The organism is Achromobacter sp. MYb9, assembly GCF_002975275.1.
Lineage (GTDB): Bacteria > Pseudomonadota > Gammaproteobacteria > Burkholderiales > Burkholderiaceae_B > Achromobacter.
The window spans coordinates 843,824-862,386 of sequence record NZ_PCOQ01000001.1 but is presented as its reverse complement, the minus strand read 5'-3'; the positions used below and the strand labels follow the sequence as shown (position 1 = coordinate 862,386).

Sequence of the window (18,563 nt, the reverse complement as noted above, 5' to 3'; positions counted from 1 at the left end):
AACCATGACGCGCACAAGAAAAATAGCGATCGGGATTGTAGGGGGTCTGGCCCTCGTCGTGCTGGTGCTGGGGGTGGTGATCGCCACTTTCGACTGGAACCGGGCCAAACCCATGATCAACGAGCGCGCCAGCGCTGCCATCGGGCGTCCTTTCGCCATTAATGGCGACCTGAGCGTCAAATGGGAGCGCCAGCTTGATGAAGGTGGATGGCGCGCCTGGGTGCCATGGCCGCGCATCATCGCCAACGACATCTCGGTAGGCAACGCGCCGTGGGCCAAAGCCCCTGAATTCGCCACCCTCAAGCGCGGTGAGTTCAGCCTTGCGCCGCTGCCGCTCTTGAGCCAGCGGGTCGTCATCCGCCGCATCCAGCTGACCGAACCCGCCGCCGACCTGGAACGGTTGGCCGACGGCCGCGCCAATTGGGTCTTCACCATGCCGGATACCGGCGAGCCCTCGCCCTGGGTGCTGAACATCAACGAAATCGGATTCGACAAGGGGCGAGTCGGGCTGGTCGACGAGATCCTCAAGGCCGACCTGACCGTGCTGGTGGATCCGCTGGGTAAACCGGTGCCGTTCGCGGATGTGGCGGGCGCCGCGTTCGTGCCGGAAGACGGCGCGGCGTCCGCGCCCCGTGATTACGTGTTCGGCTGGAAAGTGGATGGCAAGTTCAAGGGGCTGGCGACCAAGGGAGAAGGCAAGGTGGGCGGAATGCTTGCCTTGCAGGATGCCAAGCAGCCGTTCCCGGTCCAGGCGGATGTCGCGATCGGAGGCACCAAGGCGGCCGTGACGGGGACGTTGACGGACCCGGCCAATCTGGGCGCGCTGGATTTGCGGCTGAAGCTGTCGGGCGCGTCAATGGCGCAGCTGTATCCGTTGACGGGCGTGACGTTGCCGGACACGCCGCCTTATTCCACCGACGGGCATCTGGTCGCCAAGTTGCAGAACCCGGGCGGCGCCGTGTTCGACTACAAGGATTTCAACGGCAAGGTCGGCAACAGCGACCTGCATGGCGACATCACCTTTGCCCTGGGCGCGCCGCGGCCGAAGCTGAGCGGCAAGCTGTCGTCCAAGCAATTGCGCATGGTCGACCTGGGGCCGCTGATCGGCGTGCCCGCTGGCGGTACGTCGGCGGCGCCCGCCGACCGCGCCAAGGACGCGCCCGCCAAGCCCAAGGGCGGCAAGGTGTTGCCCACGCAGGCCTTCCGCACCGACCGCTGGCGCGACATGGACGCCGACGTCACGCTGGATGCGGGGCGCATCGTGCATGACAGCAAGCTGCCGTTGTCGGACCTGTCCGTGCACGTGGTGCTGCAAGATGGGAAGCTGACGCTGGATCCGTTCCGGTTCGGCATCGCCGGCGGCAGCATCAACGGCACCATCAAGCTGGACGGCGCCAGCGAAGCGCTGACGGGCCGTGTCGACCTGCACGCCCGCCGCATGCGCCTGAAGCAATTGTTCCCGGCGACGCAGGCCATGCAGAAGACCCTGGGCGAACTGAATGGCGATCTGGCGATCAGCGGCACCGGCAACTCGGTGGCCGCCTTGCTGGGCACGGCGACGGGCGACGTGAAGATGCTGGTCAATGACGGCGTCATCAGCCGTAGCCTGATGGAAATCGCGGGGCTGAACGTGGGCAACTACGTGGTGTCCAAGTTGTTCGGCGACGATGAAGTGAAGATCAATTGCGGGGCGGCCGACCTGGCCATGAAGAACGGCGTGATGACGCCGCGCGTGTTCGTGTTCGATACCGAGAACGCGCTGATCAGCATCACCGGCACGGCCGACTTCAAGAACGAAACGATGGACATGGACATTACGCCGGACAGCAAGGGATTCCGCATCTTCTCGTTGCGTTCGCCACTGTATGTGCGCGGCACCTTTGGCGCGCCGGACGTGGGCGTGCATGTGCTGCCGCTGGCGGCGCGCGGGGCGGGCATGGTGGCATTGGGCGTGTTGTTGACGCCCGCGGCCGGCTTGCTGGCGCTGATCGCGCCCAGCACCACCGACGAGAACGCCTGCGCGCCTTTGCTGGAGCAGATGCGCAAGCCGCCCAAGGCGCCCGCGCCCGCCGCGCCCAAGGGGAAGTAAGGAAAAGCCGGCAGAAAGCCAGCAAGGCTGACAGCGAGGGCCGGTCAGTCCGGCGACGCGCCGCGCGAACCGCCGTGCACGTCGTCGTCGGCCACGCACACGGCGTTGCGGCCGTTGTTCTTCGCGTAGTAGAGCGCTTGGTCTGCGCGTTGGAAGACGGCATTCAGCGAGACGCCGTGGTCGGGGTATCGCGCCACGCCCACCGAGACCGTGATGGGCGAACCCATGGCGCCGGGGGCGGGCTGCGAGGCCAGCCGCTGGCGCAGGCGCTCCGCGGCGGAGACGGCCGCGGTGAGCGATACGCCCGGCATCAAGATGACGAATTCTTCTCCGCCGGATCGCGCCAGCGTGTCGCCGCTACGCGAGCCTTCGCTCATCAGCGTGGCCAGGGCCTGCAGCGCCTGGTCGCCGGCGGTGTGGCCGTAGCGGTCGTTGATGCGCTTGAAGTGGTCGATGTCGATGACCATCAGCGCCACGGGCGACTCGTCGGCCTGCAGTATCGCCAGCGCTTCGTCCAGGCCACGACGGTTGAGCAGGCCCGTCAAGGTATCCGTCGTGGTTTCGCGGCGCAGATCGCGGATCTTGTGATGAATCGACGCCAATCCCGTGAGCAGCGCCCGTTTGAGTTGCGCGGCTTCGAAGTACCAGGAGCGGACGCCGCGGATGCGCGCCGCTGAATCGGGATCCTGCATGTGCCGGGCGATGCTGGCCAATTCGCCCAGCGGCCGCGCGATCCAGCGCGACATCAGCCAGATCAATACCACCGACAGCAACAGCAGGGGCAGGGCGTTTGCAGCGGTGGCCATGACCAGGTCGCTCAAGGGTTGCAGGGTGCTGGCCACCGGACGTTGCGCGATCAGGCTCCAGCCGGTGCTGGGCACCGGCGCATAGCCCGCCAGCATGTCGCGGCCTTGGCTGTCCGTGAAGCGCTGTTCTCCGGTTTCGCCCCGGCGGGCCGCCGCGAAGACCTCGTCGTCGGGTGCTTTGTGTCCCAGCTGGCTGCGATCGGGGTGATAGATCAGCGTGCCGTTGCGGTCCATGACGTACAGGGAGGAATCGTCGCGATAGAAATGGTGGCCCAGCAGGCGGTCCAGCGCATTGTCCTCATGTAGGTACAGCGTACCGGCAATGTAGCCAAGATAACGGTAGTCGCGCGAGAAGATGGGATACGAATACAGGATCAGCCAGCGGCCGGTGGCGGTCTGGTAGGGCTCGCTGATGATCGGTTGCTTGGTACGGATCGCGGTCTCGGAGGCGTCGCTGGTCAACTGCTGGCCAAGCAATTCCGGATAGGCAGAGGACACCGCGATCACTTTGCCGGCCGGCGACACGATGACGCTGGAATTGAAATGGCCCAGTTGTCCCTGCTGGCGCCGCGTCTCTTCGGCCATCAGCCCGGGGCGGGATTCCATGTCGGCGAGCACGTCGGCGCTGTACGCCAGATAACGCCGCACATCGCTGAGAAAGGTATCGGTGGTGGACGCCAGTTTGGAGGCATAGGCGCGGTTGACCTCCAGTGCGTTGTGCAGGAGCAGGTCGCGCTGTACCAGATAGCTGGCGTGCAGGCCCCCGGCCAACACCAGGACGACCGACAGCAGGCTGATCCACAGGATGAGGCGCCGAAGGTCGATGCGGAACATGACGGTATCCGTCAGCCGCGGGCGCTGGCCGGCGCAAGGCCGGAAAGCGGCGGGCCTGCGGTCAGGGCATCCCAGGCGCACATGGCTTGGCGCGCCACGCCTTGCAGCGTCTTGCGGGTGGCGCCGTCGCGCGCCTGGATGGACATGCCGTGCAGCACGGTCGTGTAGAAGGCCGCAAGGCTCTTCGTGTCGGCGCCCACCGGCAATTCGCCTTGGGCGACACCCGCGTTCAGGCGGGCCAGGATGCGGCCCTGCATGTCGCGCCGGTTGTCGCACAGAAAGCCGCCCACGCTGGCGTGGTTGACGCTGCCCGACGGCGCGCCCAGCACGATCATGCAGCCCGGCGGCTGGCCGGGGGCGGTGAAGCGTTCGGCTGCGGCCATCAACATGGACTCGATGCCACCGCGCGCCGTGGGCGCGTTTTGCAGCGCGCGCCGCGACGAGCCGCCCTCTGTTTGGCGGTAGAGCTCGACGGCTTCGCGGAATAGTCCTTCTTTTGAGCCGAACGCGCCGTAAAGGCTGGGCGAGTTGATGCCCATCGCCTCCGTCAGATCGGTTAGCGATGCTCCTTCATATCCCTTCGACCAGAAGATTTCCATGGCCTTTTGCAAGGCCTGGGCCCGGTCGAAGCTCCGGGGGCGCCCACGTTCTGCCATGCGGCGATTTTACCCATGACAGTAATTTTGTGTTGATCGATAAAAAAATGATTGACGCCCGCGTCGCGATACGGCGATGATATTTGTACTGATCACTACAAATTAAGGAAGAGCGATGGGCAACCTGACTGGAAAAGTGGCATTCGTGACCGGCGGCAGCCGAGGCATCGGCGCGGCCATCGTGCGACGACTGGCCGCCGATGGCGCCGATGTGGCGTTCACCTATGTCAGCGCGTCGTCCGCCGACGCTGCGCAGGCGCTTGCCGGGGAACTGACCGTGGAGGGGCGCCGCGCGCTTGCGATCCAGGCCGATTCCGAAGACGCGCTGGCGGTGCGGCAGGCGGTGGAAGCCGCGATCAAGGAATTGGGCCCGGTGGATGTGCTGGTCAACAACGCGGGGATCTTCGTCGCGGGCCTGATTGGCGACACCAGCGTGGACGACTACGAGCGCACGATGGACATCAACGTTCGCGCGCCTTTCGTCGCGATCCGCACGGCACAGGCGTCCATGCCGGACGGCGGCCGCATCATCAATATCGGTAGTTGCCTGGCCGGCCGCGCGGGGCGAGCCGGCGTCGCGCTGTATGCCGCCAGCAAGTCCGCGCTGGTCGGATTGACGCAAGGCCTGGCGCGCGACCTCGGCACGCGCGGCATCACCGTCAACGTCGTGCATCCCGGCCCGATCAACACGGATATGAATCCGGCGGACGGCGAACGCGCGGGCGAATTGGTGGCCGTGCTGTCCCTGCCGCACTATGGCGAAACCCGCGACATCGCCGGCATGGTGGCGTTCCTGGCGGGCCCCGAAGGGCGCTACATCACGGGCGCGAGCCTGGCGGTGGACGGCGGCTACGCCGCGTGATGCGGCGGGCGTGAAAAGTTTTTTGGCACATGACTTGCACAAACCAAAAAACCTACATATAATCTTGCTTCTTCGCACTGCACACATAACGAAACGCAGACAGCGGCACCGCACCGGCAACGGTAAAGCGCAGTTGAAAACGAATCGGAAATGAGTGGATTGCAGGGCTGTTAGCTCAGTTGGTAGAGCAGCGGACTCTTAATCCGTAGGTCGAGTGTTCGAGCCACTCACAGCCCACCAGAATTCAAGATGAAAGACGCCTTAGCCGCTTAGCGACTAGGGCGTTTTTTATTGCCTCAGGAAAACGGTCCCCCCGATTCCCCCGCGCACCCAGAAAGCCGGCAGGCGTTTTGGGCATACCACTTGCTAAAGGCTCTTTCGTCATTGGGAGCCGACCATGAAAGAGAACTTTGACGCTGGGAACGGACACGCGGCCATCGCCCGCTCGCTGGGCGTGCTGCGGGACTTCGATGCCGCCGCTGAGCTCGAGGCCAGGATTAATTTTCTTCAAGACTATCTGTTGGCAAGCCGGAAAGCCGGATACGTACTTGGGATCAGCGGGGGTGTTGATTCATTGGTGGCGGGCAGGATGGCCCAACTTGCGGTGGAGCGCATTCGCGCAGGTGGCGGAAGCGCGACATTCGTCGGCGTACGCTTGCCACACGGCGAACAAAAAGATGAAGACGACGCCGCCCTGGCGCTTGAATTCGTCGGGGCGGATCACCGGATGCGCGTGGACATCAAGCCTGCCGTGGAGGCGCAACGTGATGCGCTGGTGTCTGCGGGCCTGGCCTTCAATGATGCGGCCATGGAAGATTTCGTGGCGGGCAACATCAAGGCCCGGCAGCGCATGGTGGCGCAATACGCGATCGCGGGGGCCTTGGACTGTCTGGTCATCGGAACCGATCAGGCGGCAGAAGCGGTGATGGGCTTCTTTACCAAGTATGGCGACGGCGCCGCCGATGTCGTTCCACTCAGCGGCCTGACAAAACGGCAGGTACGTGCGCTTGCGCTCCTTCTTGGCGCGCCCGCGCAGCTGATCGTCAAGGTACCCACCGCCGATCTGGAGTCGCTGTCGCCGTTGCGTCCGGACGAGGAAGCCTTTGGCGTGACATACGACGACATCGACTCCTTCCTGGAAGGCCAAGCCGTGTCCGAGCGGGCTGCCGCGATTATTCGCCGCCAGTACCAGGCCACCGCGCACAAACGCCGCCTGCCCGTGGCGCCCTGACATAGCGCAATGCCATGTGGCGGGCGCGAATGATCGCTACAGGCCCAGTGCCAGCAACATCAGAAAGGTCGTGAACAGGATGAAGTGCGTCATGCCTTCTATGGCGTTGGTCTGGCCGTCATTCAAGTTGATCGCCGCGACCAACAGCGTCACCAGCATCATCAACGTCTGCGGCGGCGTCATGGCCAGGTCGATGCGTTGCCCGGAAATCAGCGCCATGGCCTCCATGGCGGAGACGGTGAGTATGACCGTGGACAGCGAGGCGCCAAGGGCGATGTTCACCACCGACTGCATGCGATTGGCTAGCGCGGCGCGCACCGCGGTCAGCATTTCCGGCGCCGCCGAAATGCCGGCCACGATCAGGGCAACCAGGCCAGCGGGAACATTGACGCCTTTCAGGCTGCGATCAAGCGAGTGCGACATGAGTTCGGCAAGAAGCCCCACGGCGATGATGCCGCACGCCATCATCGCGGCCGAGTATCGCCAACCCGTGGAAGCGGGGGCCGGCGCGGGCCGGCGGGTTTTCTTGTCGGGGTAGCTGTAGCTGAAAAAATAGCTGTGCGGGCCGGTTTGCATGCGGAGGAATACGCCGTACAGCAGCAGCATCGCCACGATCGTGAAGGCGCTATAGGTGCGCCAGTCGGCCTGGGGAACGAATTCGGGAATGATCATGGACACCGTGACCGCGGTCAGGATCATGACGCTATAGGTGCGGGCGGAATCGTCGTTGTAGGCCTGTTCTCCGTGCCTGAAGCCACCGATTAGGGCGGCGATGCCGAGAAGGCCGTTGATGTCGAGCATGACGGCTGAATAAATACTGTCACGCACCAACGTGGGCGAGCCGGTTTTGGCGGAGACGGTCGCCAACACGATGACTTCGACCAGTACCGCCGACAGCGTCAGGATCATGCTGCCGTAGGGGTCGCCCAGTTTCTGGGCAATGCGTTCGGCATGGCGCGCCACATTCAGCGACGCTGCCAGGATCGCTCCGATTAGAAGGATTGTCTCGGACACACTGGCGAGCCGGCCAAAGCCCGCCAACGGGGTGTCCACCGCATAGCCTGCCGCTGCGACGGCAAATGCCAGAAGCAGGGATTTCTCGGACTGAAGAATGGATTTCATCTGGACCGAACAGGTGGCTCGGCCCGAGCTACCAGGGCACGAGGGACATGGCCACCGCAAAGATGACCACGAGCACAACAAGCGTCAGAATGTGTCGGTTTCGCATATTGTCTTTTGGAGTATCGTGAATCGTTGCCGACCCGCGGCGCATTGGCTGCGGGACCTGAACGTTTTGTCAGCAAGCGCTGTGCCCGGAGAGCCCCATGCGCGATGTCGTGCAATTGCGTCCCGAAGGCCTGTACTGCCCGGCAGGCCAGTTCTACATCGATCCGTGGCGGCCGGTGGCGACCGCCGTGCTGACGCATGGCCATGGCGACCACGCCCGGGTGGGGATGGGCTGCTATCACACCAGCGCCGAAGGCCTGCCGATCCTGCAATGGCGATTGGGCGATCAAGACTATCGCGTGCATGAATATGGTCAGCCGTTCATGCTTGGCAATGCCCGCGTATCGTTGCACCCGGCTGGCCACGTGCTGGGTTCCGCCCAGGTTCGCATCGAGGCCGACGGCCAGACCTGGGTGGTGTCGGGCGACTACAAGCGGCAGCCGGACCCGACGTGCAGCCCGTTTGAAGTCGTTGCTTGCGACACGTTCATCACCGAAGCCACGTTCGGCCTGCCCATCTATCGTTGGCCCGGCACGGCGGACGTGGCACAGGACATCGTGCAATGGCGCGACCACTGCGCGGCACGCGGCGAGGCCGCTATTCTCTATTGCTACGCGTTGGGCAAGGCGCAGCGCGTATTGGCGGAACTCAAGCCGTTCATCGACCGGCCGGTCTACGTGCATGGTGCTATCGCGGCCGGTGTGGATGTGTACCGGCATGCCGGCATCGACATGGCCGACACGCAAGGGGTGATCGACGCCGATGGCGACTCGCCGGCCTCAAGGGCCGGCTTCGCGGGCGAGCTGATCATTGCGCCGCCGTCGGCCGCCGGCAGCGCGTGGCTGCGGCGCTTCCGCAAGGCCCAGCATGGCTTCGCATCGGGCTGGATGCGGTTGCGGGGCAATCGGCGCCGCCGCAACATGGACCGTGGCTTTGTCGTGTCAGACCATGCGGACTGGCCGGATTTGTTGCGAACCATCCATGACACCGGCGCGCGCCGCGTCATCGCCACGCATGGCGATACCGACGCGCTGGTGCGCACGCTGAACGAAGCCGGCGTGGCGGCCGAAACGCTGGCCACCCAGTATGGCGAGGACGACTAGACCTAGGAGGCGCACCCTGGCATGAAGCGATTCGCAGCGCTGTATCAAGAGCTGGACCGCAGCACCGCCACCTTGGATAAACGTGGCGCGGTGGCGGCGTACTTCCGCGACGCGCCACCACGCGACGCCGCCTGGGCGCTTTATCTGCTTGCTGGCGGAAAAATCACCAGCGCGCGGCGCAAGATCGCGGGCGTGGCCGAATTGCGCGCCTGGGCAGCCGCCGCGTCGGGCACCGCGCCCTGGCTGGTCGACGCCAGTTATGACCAAGTTGGCGACCTGGCCGAAACGCTGGCCTTGCTGATGCCCGATCCCGCTCATCCCGCGCCGGAGCGCGGTTTGGCGGACTGGATCGAAGAGCGGTTGCTGCCGGTCGCCAATCGTGACGAGGCCGAGCGGCGCGACGTCGTCGTATCGGCGTGGCTTGGCCTGCCGTTCGATGAGCGCCTGGTATTCAACAAACTGCTGACCGGCGCGTTGCGTGTCGGCGTATCCCAACGCATGGTGCAGCAGGCGCTAGCCGAGATGTCGGGCGTGCCGATTGCGCGGATCGCCCAACGCATGCTGGGCGCCTGGGAACCCAGCCCGGCTTTCTTGCGCGACCTGCTCAGTGCCGAGGACCTGCCCGGTGACCGCCAGCAGCCATACCCGTTCTTTCTGGCGTCGCCGCTGGAAAGTCCGCCGTCGACGCTCGGGCCCATTGATGACTGGTTGTTGGAATGGAAGTGGGACGGCATCCGCACCCAACTGATCCGGCGTCATGGCGAGGTGGCGTTGTGGTCGCGCGGCGAAGAGCGCCTGGATGGCCGCTTTCCCGAAGTGGAAGCGGCCGCGGCGGCGCTGGATGTGGATTGCGTGCTGGATGGCGAACTGCTTGCATGGCAAGAAGACGCGGCGCAACCCATGCCGTTCTCGGCGTTGCAAACGCGGATTCAACGGTTGAAGCCGGGCCCCAAGTGGCTGGCCGACGCGCCTGTCCGCATGCTGGCCTACGACCTGCTGGAACTGAATGGCGCCGATATGCGCGAGCGGCCTCAGGCCGAGCGCCGCGAGCAACTGGAAACGTTGCTGCGCCGCCAGCCCGATGCGCGCCTTTGCCTTTCGCCGATCGTGATGCCCGCCAGTTGGGACGCTGCCGCGGCGCTGCGCGAGGAAGCGCGCGAACGCGGCGTCGAAGGCTTCATGTTGAAGCGTCGTCGCGCTGGCTATCAGAGCGGACGGCGGCGTGGCGACTGGTGGAAGTGGAAGATCGACCCGTTGACGATCGATGCCGTGCTGCTGTACGCGCAGGCCGGCCACGGCCGCCGTAGCACGCTCTACACCGACTACACCTTTGGCTTGTGGCAGGGCGATACGCTGGTGCCTATCGCCAAAGCCTATTCGGGCCTGGACGACAAAGAGATTCTGGCGCTGGACCGCTGGCTGCGCGCCCACACGCGTGAACGGTTCGGTCCGGTCCGGTCGGTCGATCCCGTGCAGGTCTTCGAACTGGGTTTTGAAGGCGTCAACCTGTCCAAGCGGCACAAATCCGGCGTCGCCGTGCGGTTTCCCCGGATCCTGCGTTGGCGGCATGACAAGCCCGCCGCTGAAGCGGATCAACTGGACACCCTGAAGGCGCTGGCGCGATGACCGCAACGCCGCGCGGTTGGGATGCTCGGCTGTCGGCCTGGTTCCAGGCGCGCGGGTGGAAGCCGGCCGTGTTCCAGCGCGAGACCTGGCGCCGCTATCTGGCGGGCGAATCCGGGCTGCTGCACACGCCGACCGGTAGCGGCAAGACGCTGGCCGCGTTTGGCGGGCCGCTGCTTGAAGCCTTGGCCGACCCCGCCCTGGCCCTGCCCGTGGCCGGCGCGGGGCCACGCGTGCTGTGGGTGACGCCGCTGCGCGCGCTGGCGGCCGATACGGCGCTGGCGTTGGCGCAAACGGCCCACGAAATGGAGGTCGATTGGACCGTCGCGCTGCGGACGGGCGATGCCAGCGCGCGCGACAAGCGCCTGGCTCGCCAGGGCAAGGCGGACGTGCTGGTGATCACGCCGGAATCGCTGGCGCTGTTGCTGTCTTACGCGGATGCGTCGCAGCGTTTTCGCGCGCTGCGTTGCGTCGTGGTCGACGAATGGCATGAACTGCTGGGCAACAAGCGCGGCGTGCTGCTGCAATTGTGCCTGGCGCGATTGCGCCGCTTGTCGCCGGCGTTGCGCACATGGGGGCTGTCGGCCACGCTGGGCAACCTGGAGGAAGCCCGCGCGGTGCTGTTGCCGCATGCGCCGGATAGCCCCCTGGTCGCGGGCGCCGCGCCGCGGAAGGTCGTCATTTCGACGTTGCTGCCCGAGCGCAGCGGCGCGTTGCCGTGGGCGGGGCACCTGGGGCTGTCTCAGTTGCCGCGCGTGTTCAAGCGCCTGTTCGATGTGCGGACCAGTCTGTTGTTCACCAACACCCGCGCGCAGGCCGAGCTATGGCACCGCGCATTGGAATCCATCTGGCCCGAAGCGGCGTCCACGCTGGCGCTGCATCACGGTTCGCTGGATCCCAAACTGCGGGCGCAGGCCGAGCAGGGGCTGCGCGACGGCGTGATGCGCTGCGTGGTGGCGACGTCGAGCCTGGATCTGGGCGTCGACTTTCCTGCCGTGGACCAGGTGCTGCAGATTGGCAGCCCCAAAGGCGTGGCCCGGTTGTTGCAGCGGGCCGGCCGCGCCAGGCACCGGCCGGGCGAGTCCGGCCATGTGATCTGCGTGCCGGCGCAAGCCCTGGAACTGATCGAATATGCCGCTGCCCGCCAGGCGATTGCGCGCGGCGCCATCGAGTCGCGGCCCCCGCCGCGCGGCAGCCTGGATGTGCTGGCGCAGCACGCGGTGACCTTGGCCTTGGGCGGCGGCTTCAATGCCGCCGAGCTGTATGAGGAAGTCCGGGGCACGCACGCCTATGCTGCCCTGGACACCGCCTCGTGGCAGGCGGTGCTGGACTTCATCGTTCAAGGCGGCCGGGCACTGGAGAACTATCCCGAATTCCGCCGGGTGCAACGGGACGACGATGGCTGCTACCGCGTTCATGACCGCCGCATCGCGCTGCGGCACCGGCTGTCGATCGGCACCATCACTGCCGACGGCGCCGTCTCGGTGAAGTACTTGCGGGGCGGTGGGCTGGGGGCGGTGGAAGAGGGGTTTTTGGCGCGCCTGCGTCCGGGGGATCACTTCCAGTTCGCCGGCCGGACGCTGGAACTGGTGCGGCTGGAAGGCATGACCGCCTATGTGCGCCGCGCCAAGGGCGGCAAGGGGCCCGTGGCGACCTGGCAGGGCGGGCGCATGCCGTTGTCCACGCAGCTGGCGAGCGAGGTCGAAAGCCTCTTCACCCATCCGGGCCGCCACGCGGAGATGCGCGCCGTGGAACCGCTGCTGCGAATCCAGCGCTCGGCCAGCGGGCTGCCGGGCCCCGGCCGTCTGCTGGCCGAGCGCATCGTCACGCGCCGCGGCATGCATCTGTTCCTGTTCCCTTTCGCGGGGCGCGCCGTCCATGAAGGCATGGCCGCCATGATCGCGCTGCGGTGGGGCCGGCGGCAGGCCAACACGTTTTCTTATACGGTCAACGACTACGGGCTGATGCTGACGCTGGCCGAGCCTGCGGAACTGGACGACGCGCTGCTGCGGGAATGGCTTAGCCCCGAGCAGATGGACGTTGATCTGCGCAGCGGCGTCAATCTGGGAGAGTTGGCGCGCCGCCAGTTCCGCGAAATTGCCCGCGTGGCCGGCTTGCTGACCCCTTCGCTGCCGGGGCGCGCGGCACGCTCGCTGCGTCAGGTGCAGGCGTCCAGCGGACTGTTGTTCGACGTGCTGCGCCGCTACGATCCCGATCATCTGCTATTGGCGCAGGCGGAAAGGGAAGTCCTTGAAATCCAGCTGGAAGCCCCGCGCCTGCTGGCGGCCTTGCACGATTGCGCGACGCGGTCGCTGGATCTGCGCGCGCCGCGCGCGCTGACGCCGCTGTCCTTTCCGCTATGGACCGAAAGCCTGCGCGGCCAGCTCAGCACCGAAACCTGGCAGGCTCGCGTCAGGCGCGCCGCGGCGCAACTGGAGAAGCGCTATGCCCGAATCGCGGGATGAAGGGTTGTCCGTGAATTTGGCGGACGAACCGGTGGTGCTGCTGGGTGATCGCGCCATGTACTGGCCGGCGCGGTCGCGCCTGATCATCGCGGACTTGCATCTGGGCAAGAGCCATGTGTTTCGCCAGGCGGGCATCGCCGTTCCGCAAGGCGCGACCCGGGATGACCTGATGCGCCTGGACCGGCTGCTGGATTCCACCGGTGCGCAGCAGTTATGGATCGTGGGCGATGTGCTGCATGGGCCGATGGCCCAGGCGGGCTGGCGCGACACCTGGACGCAATGGCGCAAGCGGCATGCCGCGCTGGACGTGGCTGCCCTGACCGGCAACCATGACCGCGCGCTGGATGGCGCTGCGCTGAATATCAGGCAACTGGGTGAATCGATGGCCGACGGGCCGTTTCTGTTCCGGCATCTTCCGTACGCCGACCCGCACGGCGGACACGTCATCGCGGGCCACGTGCATCCAAAGACCCGCGTGCCTGGCGTGGCCCGCAGTTGGCCCGCGTTCTGGTTACGGGACGGCATGACCGTGTTGCCTGCGTTTTCTGACTTTACCGGTGGGCATGCCGTCGACGCGGGCGATGGCAGCAGGCTCGTCGCATGCGTGGAGGGCAGCGCCTTGGCGATAGGATTCACGTCGTAGACTGAAGGGCGGGCACGGGCACCGCGGAACGTAAGCAAATGGAGAAAAAAATGCGCGAAAAAGGGATTGCCGCGTTGAAGGCGCCGGGCATGTCCAGGGCGGATGAACATGCCTGACCGTGCCTGCCGCGGATCGACACCCGGGGGCGCCGATGGCATCCAGGCGGCGGTCTATACCCGTTGGCATCAGTTGTCGGTGCCGCTGGCATTCGCGCTGGCAGCCGGCGGCTTCATGCTGGTGGTGTTCAACCGTGGCCCGGTGCTCTGGGCGGCCATTGTGGCGCTGGCCGGACTGCTGGCGCCCCCCCTCGTGGCCTTCAAAGGGTTTCCCACCCGCAACCGAGTCACGGTGATGCCGGACGGGCTGGTGTTCTCGCGGCGCGCACCGGTTGCGTTTGCCGACTTGACCCGGTGGGGCACCGACGATTTCCTGAAGCTGGTCCGGCCGGGGCGTCCCACGCTGCTCGTCAGCCCGGTCGACGCGCCCAATCGTGAGCGCTTGCTGCGTGAATTCCAGGCCGCGCTTCAGGCTTGGCAGAAGCGTCAGCCGGCGGGCACGGAGCCGGCGCGGCGGACGCATTTCTACGGATCAACGGGCGCCCGCTTGGTTGGCGCGGTGATCACGGCCCTGGGCGTGGGGGCGGCCGTCATGGCGTTGAATCTGCGCGAACCGTCGGTGCCGCTGGCGATTGTCGGCGGGTTGGGGGCGTTGTTCGGCTTGGCGATGCTGGCAGGCAAGCGGGTTTGAGTTAAGCGTGGGCTTAACGATGAGTAAAGGCACGCTGAATCACAGCGGGCGCAAGGCTCTTTATAGTGGCCGCATTGCCATCCCAGGAGTGCCCGCATGTCCCCCCACCAAGGTCCCGCTGATTTTCCGGATACCGATGCCCCGTCCGGCTACCCGCGCGCGGTGCTGTTCGACCTGCTGACCGCCTTGCTGGATTCGTGGACCGTCTGGAACCGCGCGGCGGGCACGGAGGCCCTGGGCCGTGCGTGGCGTGCCGAGTATTTGCGCCGCACCTATGGCTGCGGCGCTTATCAGCCATACGAGCAACTGGTGCAGGAAGCCGCCGCCGCGGTCGGCCTGCCGGCCAGCGCCCCGGATGCGCTGGAAGCGCATTGGGCTGAATTGCCCGCCTGGGACGGCGCACGGGAATTGTTGCAGGCGTTGCGCCCGCATTGCCGGCTGGGCGTGGTTACCAACTGTTCCGACCGCCTGGGCCGCCAGGCCGCCAGCCTGCTGGGGGTCGATTGGGATGTGGTGGTGACGTCGGAAGAGGCCGGTTTCTACAAGCCCGATCCCCGGCCGTATGCCCTGGCGCTGGCGCGTTTGCAGGTGCGTCCGGAGGATGCCGCGTTCGTCGCCGGCTCGGGCTATGACCTGTTCGGCACCAGCAAGGTCGGGCTGCGCACGTATTGGCACAACCGGGTGGGGTTGTCGTTGCCGCAAGGCGCGCCGGCGCCGGAACGGGAGTCGCCCCGGCTGGACGCCGCGCTGCCGTGGCTGGCCCGGTTCCGCAACGGTTGAGCGGCTTGGCGCGCGCGGCGGCAGCCTGGACTGGCCGTGTGCGTAGTACAAAATGTTGCCGGTGCCCTTGTCCGCGCTTGCTAGCATGGCTTACGCCGGAATAATCCGGCGCACCACGGGATAGTGGAGGTTGCCATGAACTCAAGAACAATATTCAACCGGATCGCGGTGGTTGCGGCGGCAGGAGCGCTGCTGGCGGGCTGCGCTACGCAGCAGCAGACGAACACCGCCGTGGGCACGGGGGCGGGGGCGGCGGTCGGCGCCGGTATCGGCGCCCTGATCGGGCACGGCAAGGGGGCGGCGATCGGCGCCGGCATCGGTGCGGTGGCGGGCGGCCTGGTGGGCTACAACTGGAAGGTCGTCAAAGAAGATGTGCAGCAATCCGGCGCGTCGTCCCTGGGGATCGACGTCGTGGAAATGCCCGATGGCAGCCTGAAGGTCAATATTCCCAGTGGCGTGTCGTTCGACACGGATAAGACGCAGTTGAAGCCCGCCTTGCTGCCGGTGCTGGACAGCGTGGCGCGTTCGCTCAACCAGCATCCAGAGCTGCGCACCAAGGTGGTCGGCCATACGGACAGCACGGGGGCGTTGGCGCATAACCAGACCTTGTCGGTCAACCGCGCCAAGAGCGTGACGGACTACCTGGCCAAGCAAGGCGTGGCGGCCGGCCGCATGGCGGCGGAAGGGCGCGGCCCGAACGATCCCATCGGCGATAATGCAACCGCCGAAGGGCGCGCGCTGAATCGGCGCGTGGAAATCTACCTGTACGCGGTCAAGCAATAGGGGCTGTCATGAGCATGTTTCCTCCCGCCCGTATCGGGTCCGATATCGCCGTGGCCGCGCTGTCCGGCTGGCAGGCCGCGGCCACGCGCGACGCCATCGAAAAGCGCTTCCGCTTTCCGAACTTCAATGCGGCGTTCGGATTCATGGCGCGGGTGGCCATGTTCGCGGAAAAGCTGAACCACCACCCGGAGTGGACCAACGTCTACAACCGGGTGGATGTGACGCTGACCACCCATGACGCCGGCGGCGTGACCGAATTGGACGTGCGCATGGCGCAGTTCATGGACGAGGCCGCCGCGCAGATGGGGGCCACGGCGCCTGCGGCCGGCGCCTAGCCGTCTTCGCCGTCCGTGTCGTCTTCCCGGGCTTGCAGATGGTCGATCAGGCGATCCAGCATGTCGCCCAGGGCGCGCTGTTCGTCCGCATCCAGGCAAGCGAAGATCTCGTCGTTGCGTTGCGCGATCAGGGCGATGATGCGCTGGTACTGCGCCAGGCCGGCGGCCGTCGGCGTCAGCACCACGCCGCGCCCGTCGGACGCGGACAGCGTCTTTTCGACCAGCCCGCGTTCGACCAGCGCTTGCGCCGAACGGCTGGCCTGGCCCTTGTTCAGGTTGGCCGATCGCGCCAGGTCGTTGACGGACAGCGGCGCGTAGCGGCCAATGGCCGCCAGGCAGCGCGCTTCACCCAAGGGAATGCCGCAGTCCGACACATAGGCGCGATTCGTGTCCCGGTCCGTGATCTTGTTGAGCACGTGCAGGCGATAGGTCAGGAATCGTTCCAGGGCGGGCGGTTTCACGTCGGGCGGGCAGGAGTGGGGGCGGGATAGTTTGCCACAGCGTCTTCGCCCAGGCAGGCGCTTTCTGCCTGCGCCAGCAGCGCCAGCGCCGATGCGGCGTCCGGCTGCCGGCTCAGCAGCGACAAACCGAGTATCGACAGAAATAGCGGCGCGCGCGGTTCACCCATGCGCGTCAGCGCTTGCGCCATGCCGGTGTACACCTGGTCCAGTTCTTCGGGATTCATGCTTGGCCTTCCTTGTGCGCGGATACGGTGATCGAAGGGTAGTAGGGGGCGAGGGCGGCGCGCAGGCGGGCGGCGTCCGGGGTATTCCAGCGGCCCAGCACATAACCGTCGGGACGCAGCAGATAGACGAGGCCGTCCGCGGCGCCGTAGCGTTGCTGCAATTGGCCATGCGCATCGTCCCAGCCGCCGGCGCCCACGCGCACGATGCGCAGCGGATGCGGCGCCCCTTGCGTGCTTGCCGCCAGCGTATCCAGATCGGCCGCCAGCGCGGCGGTCGGAGAAACGGCCAGCGCCACGAAGCCCTTGCCAAAGCACGCGCTTAGATAGCGCGGCGCATCGCCGTCCTGCAGCCATGCGTCGGGCGCGGGTTGGCCGGGCGCGGCGCCCGGGCCGGCTTGGGGCGCGCCGTCGGCCAGATTCAGCGGCGAGGTGTCGTAGGAAATAGGCGCGGATTGGCGCGGGTTGATCAATGACCGCACGGTGTCGTCCGCCAGGGCCAGGCGTAGCGCGGCCTCGCGCATCAGGCGAAAGCCGAAATCCGGCGGCGCCATGAATTCGGTGCTCTTGGCGCCGTAGGCCAGGTTTTGGCGGGTGGCGTGCACGCGTTCGGTGCTGTAGCTGTCCAGCAGGCTGGCAGGGGCTTGGCCCTTCAGCACCCAGGCCAGCTTCCAGGCCAGGTTGCCGGCGTCGTCCAGGCCGGAATTCAGCCCGCGCACGCCGAAGATCGGCACAAGGTGGCCGGCGTCTCCGGCGAACAGCACGCGGCCGTGGCGGTACTGGTCCAGCGTCAGGCATTTGGCGTTGTAGATGGAGATCCACAGCGGCTTCCAGGGCGCGGTCTCGCCAATCATGTCCAGATGGCTTTGCACGCGCGGCAGCACGTTCTCGGGCTTGACGGCTTCGTCGGCATCTTCGTCGTCGCGGATCTGGTAATCCACGCGCCATACGTTGCCCGGCTGCCGATGCATCAGCAGCGTCGAACCAGGGTTGGACGGGGGGTCGAACCACGCCAGGCGTTCGACCGGGCGGGTGGACGCCTGCTCGATATCGACGATGACGTAGCGGCCTTCGTATTGCATGCCTTCCAGCTTCAGGCCCATCGCGTCGCGCACGGTGCTGCGTCCGCCGTCGCAGGCGATCAGCCAGTCGGCGCGCACCGTCTGGCGCTGCCCGCCCGCATCGACCTCGACCTCGACCGTCACGCCGTCGGCGTCCGCGCGCAACCCGGCTACGCGGGCCGACCATTGCAGCGCGGCCCGTTCGGGATGGCGCTGCATGGCTTGATGGGCGTATTCCTCGATCGAGTACTGCTGGATGTTGACCATCGGCGCATAGCGTTGCAGCGGGTCGTGCGGCATTTCAAAGTGCAGGACTTCGCGGTCGCGGTAGTAGCTGCGCCCGCCGGTCCAGGGCAGGCCGGTCGCCGTAAGGGGCTGGTCGGCGCCGGCCCAGCCCAGGATTTCCTGGGACCGGCGCGAGATGCAGATCGCGCGGCTGCCGGTGCAGTAATCATCGTCGGCTTCCACCGTCAGCGAGGCGATGCCGTATTCGGCCAGCAGGGCGGCAAGCGTCAGGCCGACGGGGCCTCCGCCGGCAATCAGGACGGGAACGTGCGAGGGGAGCGGCATCTTGTCTCCGAAATGTAGTTGTGTGCGCAACTATATTATTGAAAGGTTGCGCACGCAACCAATTTC

At 66.3% G+C, this 18,563-nt stretch carries 17 protein-coding genes and 1 tRNA gene; 12 read left to right on the top strand and 6 right to left on the bottom strand.

The window, feature by feature from the left end:
- Nucleotides 1-4: 4 nt before the first annotated feature.
- The gene (locus CQ050_RS03915; protein ID WP_105555484.1) at nucleotides 5-2,089 is read left to right on the top strand and encodes an AsmA family protein; all 2,085 of its coding nucleotides are present in this window, start codon (nucleotides 5-7) and stop codon (nucleotides 2,087-2,089) included.
- A gap of 44 nt (nucleotides 2,090-2,133) precedes the next feature.
- Here the strand turns inward: CQ050_RS03915 and CQ050_RS03910 are convergent, their stop codons facing one another.
- Nucleotides 2,134-3,729 (bottom strand): sensor domain-containing diguanylate cyclase, encoded by a 1,596-nt coding sequence (locus CQ050_RS03910; protein ID WP_105555483.1) that lies wholly within the window; start codon nucleotides 3,727-3,729, stop codon nucleotides 2,134-2,136.
- A gap of 11 nt (nucleotides 3,730-3,740) precedes the next feature.
- The gene (locus tag CQ050_RS03905; protein WP_105555482.1) at nucleotides 3,741-4,385 is read right to left on the bottom strand and encodes a TetR/AcrR family transcriptional regulator; all 645 of its coding nucleotides are present in this window, start codon (nucleotides 4,383-4,385) and stop codon (nucleotides 3,741-3,743) included.
- 115 nt (nucleotides 4,386-4,500) lie between these two features.
- Here CQ050_RS03905 and CQ050_RS03900 point away from each other — a divergent pair, with 115 nt between their 5' ends.
- The 3 genes from CQ050_RS03900 to nadE all read left to right on the top strand — a co-directional run bounded on the left by CQ050_RS03900 (nucleotide 4,501) and on the right by nadE (nucleotide 6,478).
- Entirely contained in the window at nucleotides 4,501-5,247 is a 747-nt protein-coding gene (locus CQ050_RS03900) for an SDR family oxidoreductase (protein WP_105555481.1), read from the top strand.
- A gap of 164 nt (nucleotides 5,248-5,411) precedes the next feature.
- Nucleotides 5,412-5,487, top strand: a tRNA-Lys gene (locus CQ050_RS03895).
- A 157-nt stretch (nucleotides 5,488-5,644) separates the two neighbouring features.
- Complete coding sequence (gene nadE, locus CQ050_RS03890; RefSeq protein WP_105555480.1) at nucleotides 5,645-6,478, top strand: ammonia-dependent NAD(+) synthetase; 834 nt, start codon at nucleotides 5,645-5,647, stop codon at nucleotides 6,476-6,478.
- Nucleotides 6,479-6,514: 36 nt separating this feature from the next.
- On the opposite strand, the gene CQ050_RS03885 is transcribed toward nadE, so the two are convergent.
- Nucleotides 6,515-7,600 (bottom strand): calcium:proton antiporter, encoded by a 1,086-nt coding sequence (locus CQ050_RS03885; RefSeq protein WP_105555479.1) that lies wholly within the window; start codon nucleotides 7,598-7,600, stop codon nucleotides 6,515-6,517.
- Nucleotides 7,601-7,803: 203 nt separating this feature from the next.
- On the opposite strand from CQ050_RS03885, the gene CQ050_RS03880 reads away from it, so the two are divergent.
- From CQ050_RS03880 to CQ050_RS03845, 8 genes are all read left to right on the top strand, one after another.
- Nucleotides 7,804-8,808 carry a ligase-associated DNA damage response exonuclease gene (locus tag CQ050_RS03880; protein ID WP_105555478.1) on the top strand — a complete coding sequence of 335 codons (1,005 nt, stop codon included), beginning with the start codon at nucleotides 7,804-7,806 and terminating at the stop codon, nucleotides 8,806-8,808.
- 21 nt (nucleotides 8,809-8,829) lie between these two features.
- Nucleotides 8,830-10,434, top strand: a complete 1,605-nt coding sequence (locus CQ050_RS03875; RefSeq protein WP_105555477.1) for an ATP-dependent DNA ligase — start codon at nucleotides 8,830-8,832, stop codon at nucleotides 10,432-10,434.
- Nucleotides 10,431-12,896 carry a ligase-associated DNA damage response DEXH box helicase gene (locus tag CQ050_RS03870; RefSeq protein WP_105555476.1) on the top strand — a complete coding sequence of 822 codons (2,466 nt, stop codon included), beginning with the start codon at nucleotides 10,431-10,433 and terminating at the stop codon, nucleotides 12,894-12,896. Before CQ050_RS03875 ends, CQ050_RS03870 begins: the two co-directional genes overlap by 4 nt.
- The gene (pdeM, locus tag CQ050_RS03865; RefSeq protein WP_105555475.1) at nucleotides 12,877-13,539 is read left to right on the top strand and encodes a ligase-associated DNA damage response endonuclease PdeM; all 663 of its coding nucleotides are present in this window, start codon (nucleotides 12,877-12,879) and stop codon (nucleotides 13,537-13,539) included. Before CQ050_RS03870 ends, pdeM begins: the two co-directional genes overlap by 20 nt.
- 108 nt (nucleotides 13,540-13,647) lie before the next feature.
- On the top strand, nucleotides 13,648-14,286 hold the full coding sequence (locus CQ050_RS03860; protein WP_105555588.1) for a hypothetical protein: 639 nt from the start codon (nucleotides 13,648-13,650) through the stop codon (nucleotides 14,284-14,286).
- 96 nt (nucleotides 14,287-14,382) lie between these two features.
- Nucleotides 14,383-15,066, top strand: coding sequence for an HAD family hydrolase (locus tag CQ050_RS03855; RefSeq protein ID WP_105555474.1), 684 nt, complete (start codon nucleotides 14,383-14,385; stop codon nucleotides 15,064-15,066).
- 135 nt (nucleotides 15,067-15,201) lie between these two features.
- Complete coding sequence (locus CQ050_RS03850; protein WP_105555473.1) at nucleotides 15,202-15,849, top strand: OmpA family protein; 648 nt, start codon at nucleotides 15,202-15,204, stop codon at nucleotides 15,847-15,849.
- An 8-nt stretch (nucleotides 15,850-15,857) separates the two neighbouring features.
- Nucleotides 15,858-16,184: a 4a-hydroxytetrahydrobiopterin dehydratase gene (locus CQ050_RS03845; protein WP_105555472.1), complete on the top strand. Its 327-nt coding sequence runs from the start codon at nucleotides 15,858-15,860 to the stop codon at nucleotides 16,182-16,184.
- Here CQ050_RS03845 and CQ050_RS03840 read toward each other — a convergent pair.
- From CQ050_RS03840 to CQ050_RS03830, 3 genes are read right to left on the bottom strand one after another with little or no spacing between them, the layout of a single operon-like run.
- A complete protein-coding gene (locus CQ050_RS03840; RefSeq protein ID WP_105555471.1) occupies nucleotides 16,181-16,645 on the bottom strand; it encodes a MarR family winged helix-turn-helix transcriptional regulator in 465 nt (154 codons plus the stop codon). The genes CQ050_RS03845 and CQ050_RS03840 overlap by 4 nt on opposite strands.
- A complete protein-coding gene (locus CQ050_RS03835) occupies nucleotides 16,642-16,869 on the bottom strand; it encodes a hypothetical protein (RefSeq protein ID WP_105555470.1) in 228 nt (75 codons plus the stop codon). The genes CQ050_RS03840 and CQ050_RS03835 overlap by 4 nt, the downstream gene beginning before the upstream one ends.
- Complete coding sequence (locus CQ050_RS03830) at nucleotides 16,866-18,497, bottom strand: FAD-dependent oxidoreductase (protein ID WP_105555469.1); 1,632 nt, start codon at nucleotides 18,495-18,497, stop codon at nucleotides 16,866-16,868. Before CQ050_RS03830 ends, CQ050_RS03835 begins: the two co-directional genes overlap by 4 nt.
- Nucleotides 18,498-18,563 lie beyond the last annotated feature (66 nt).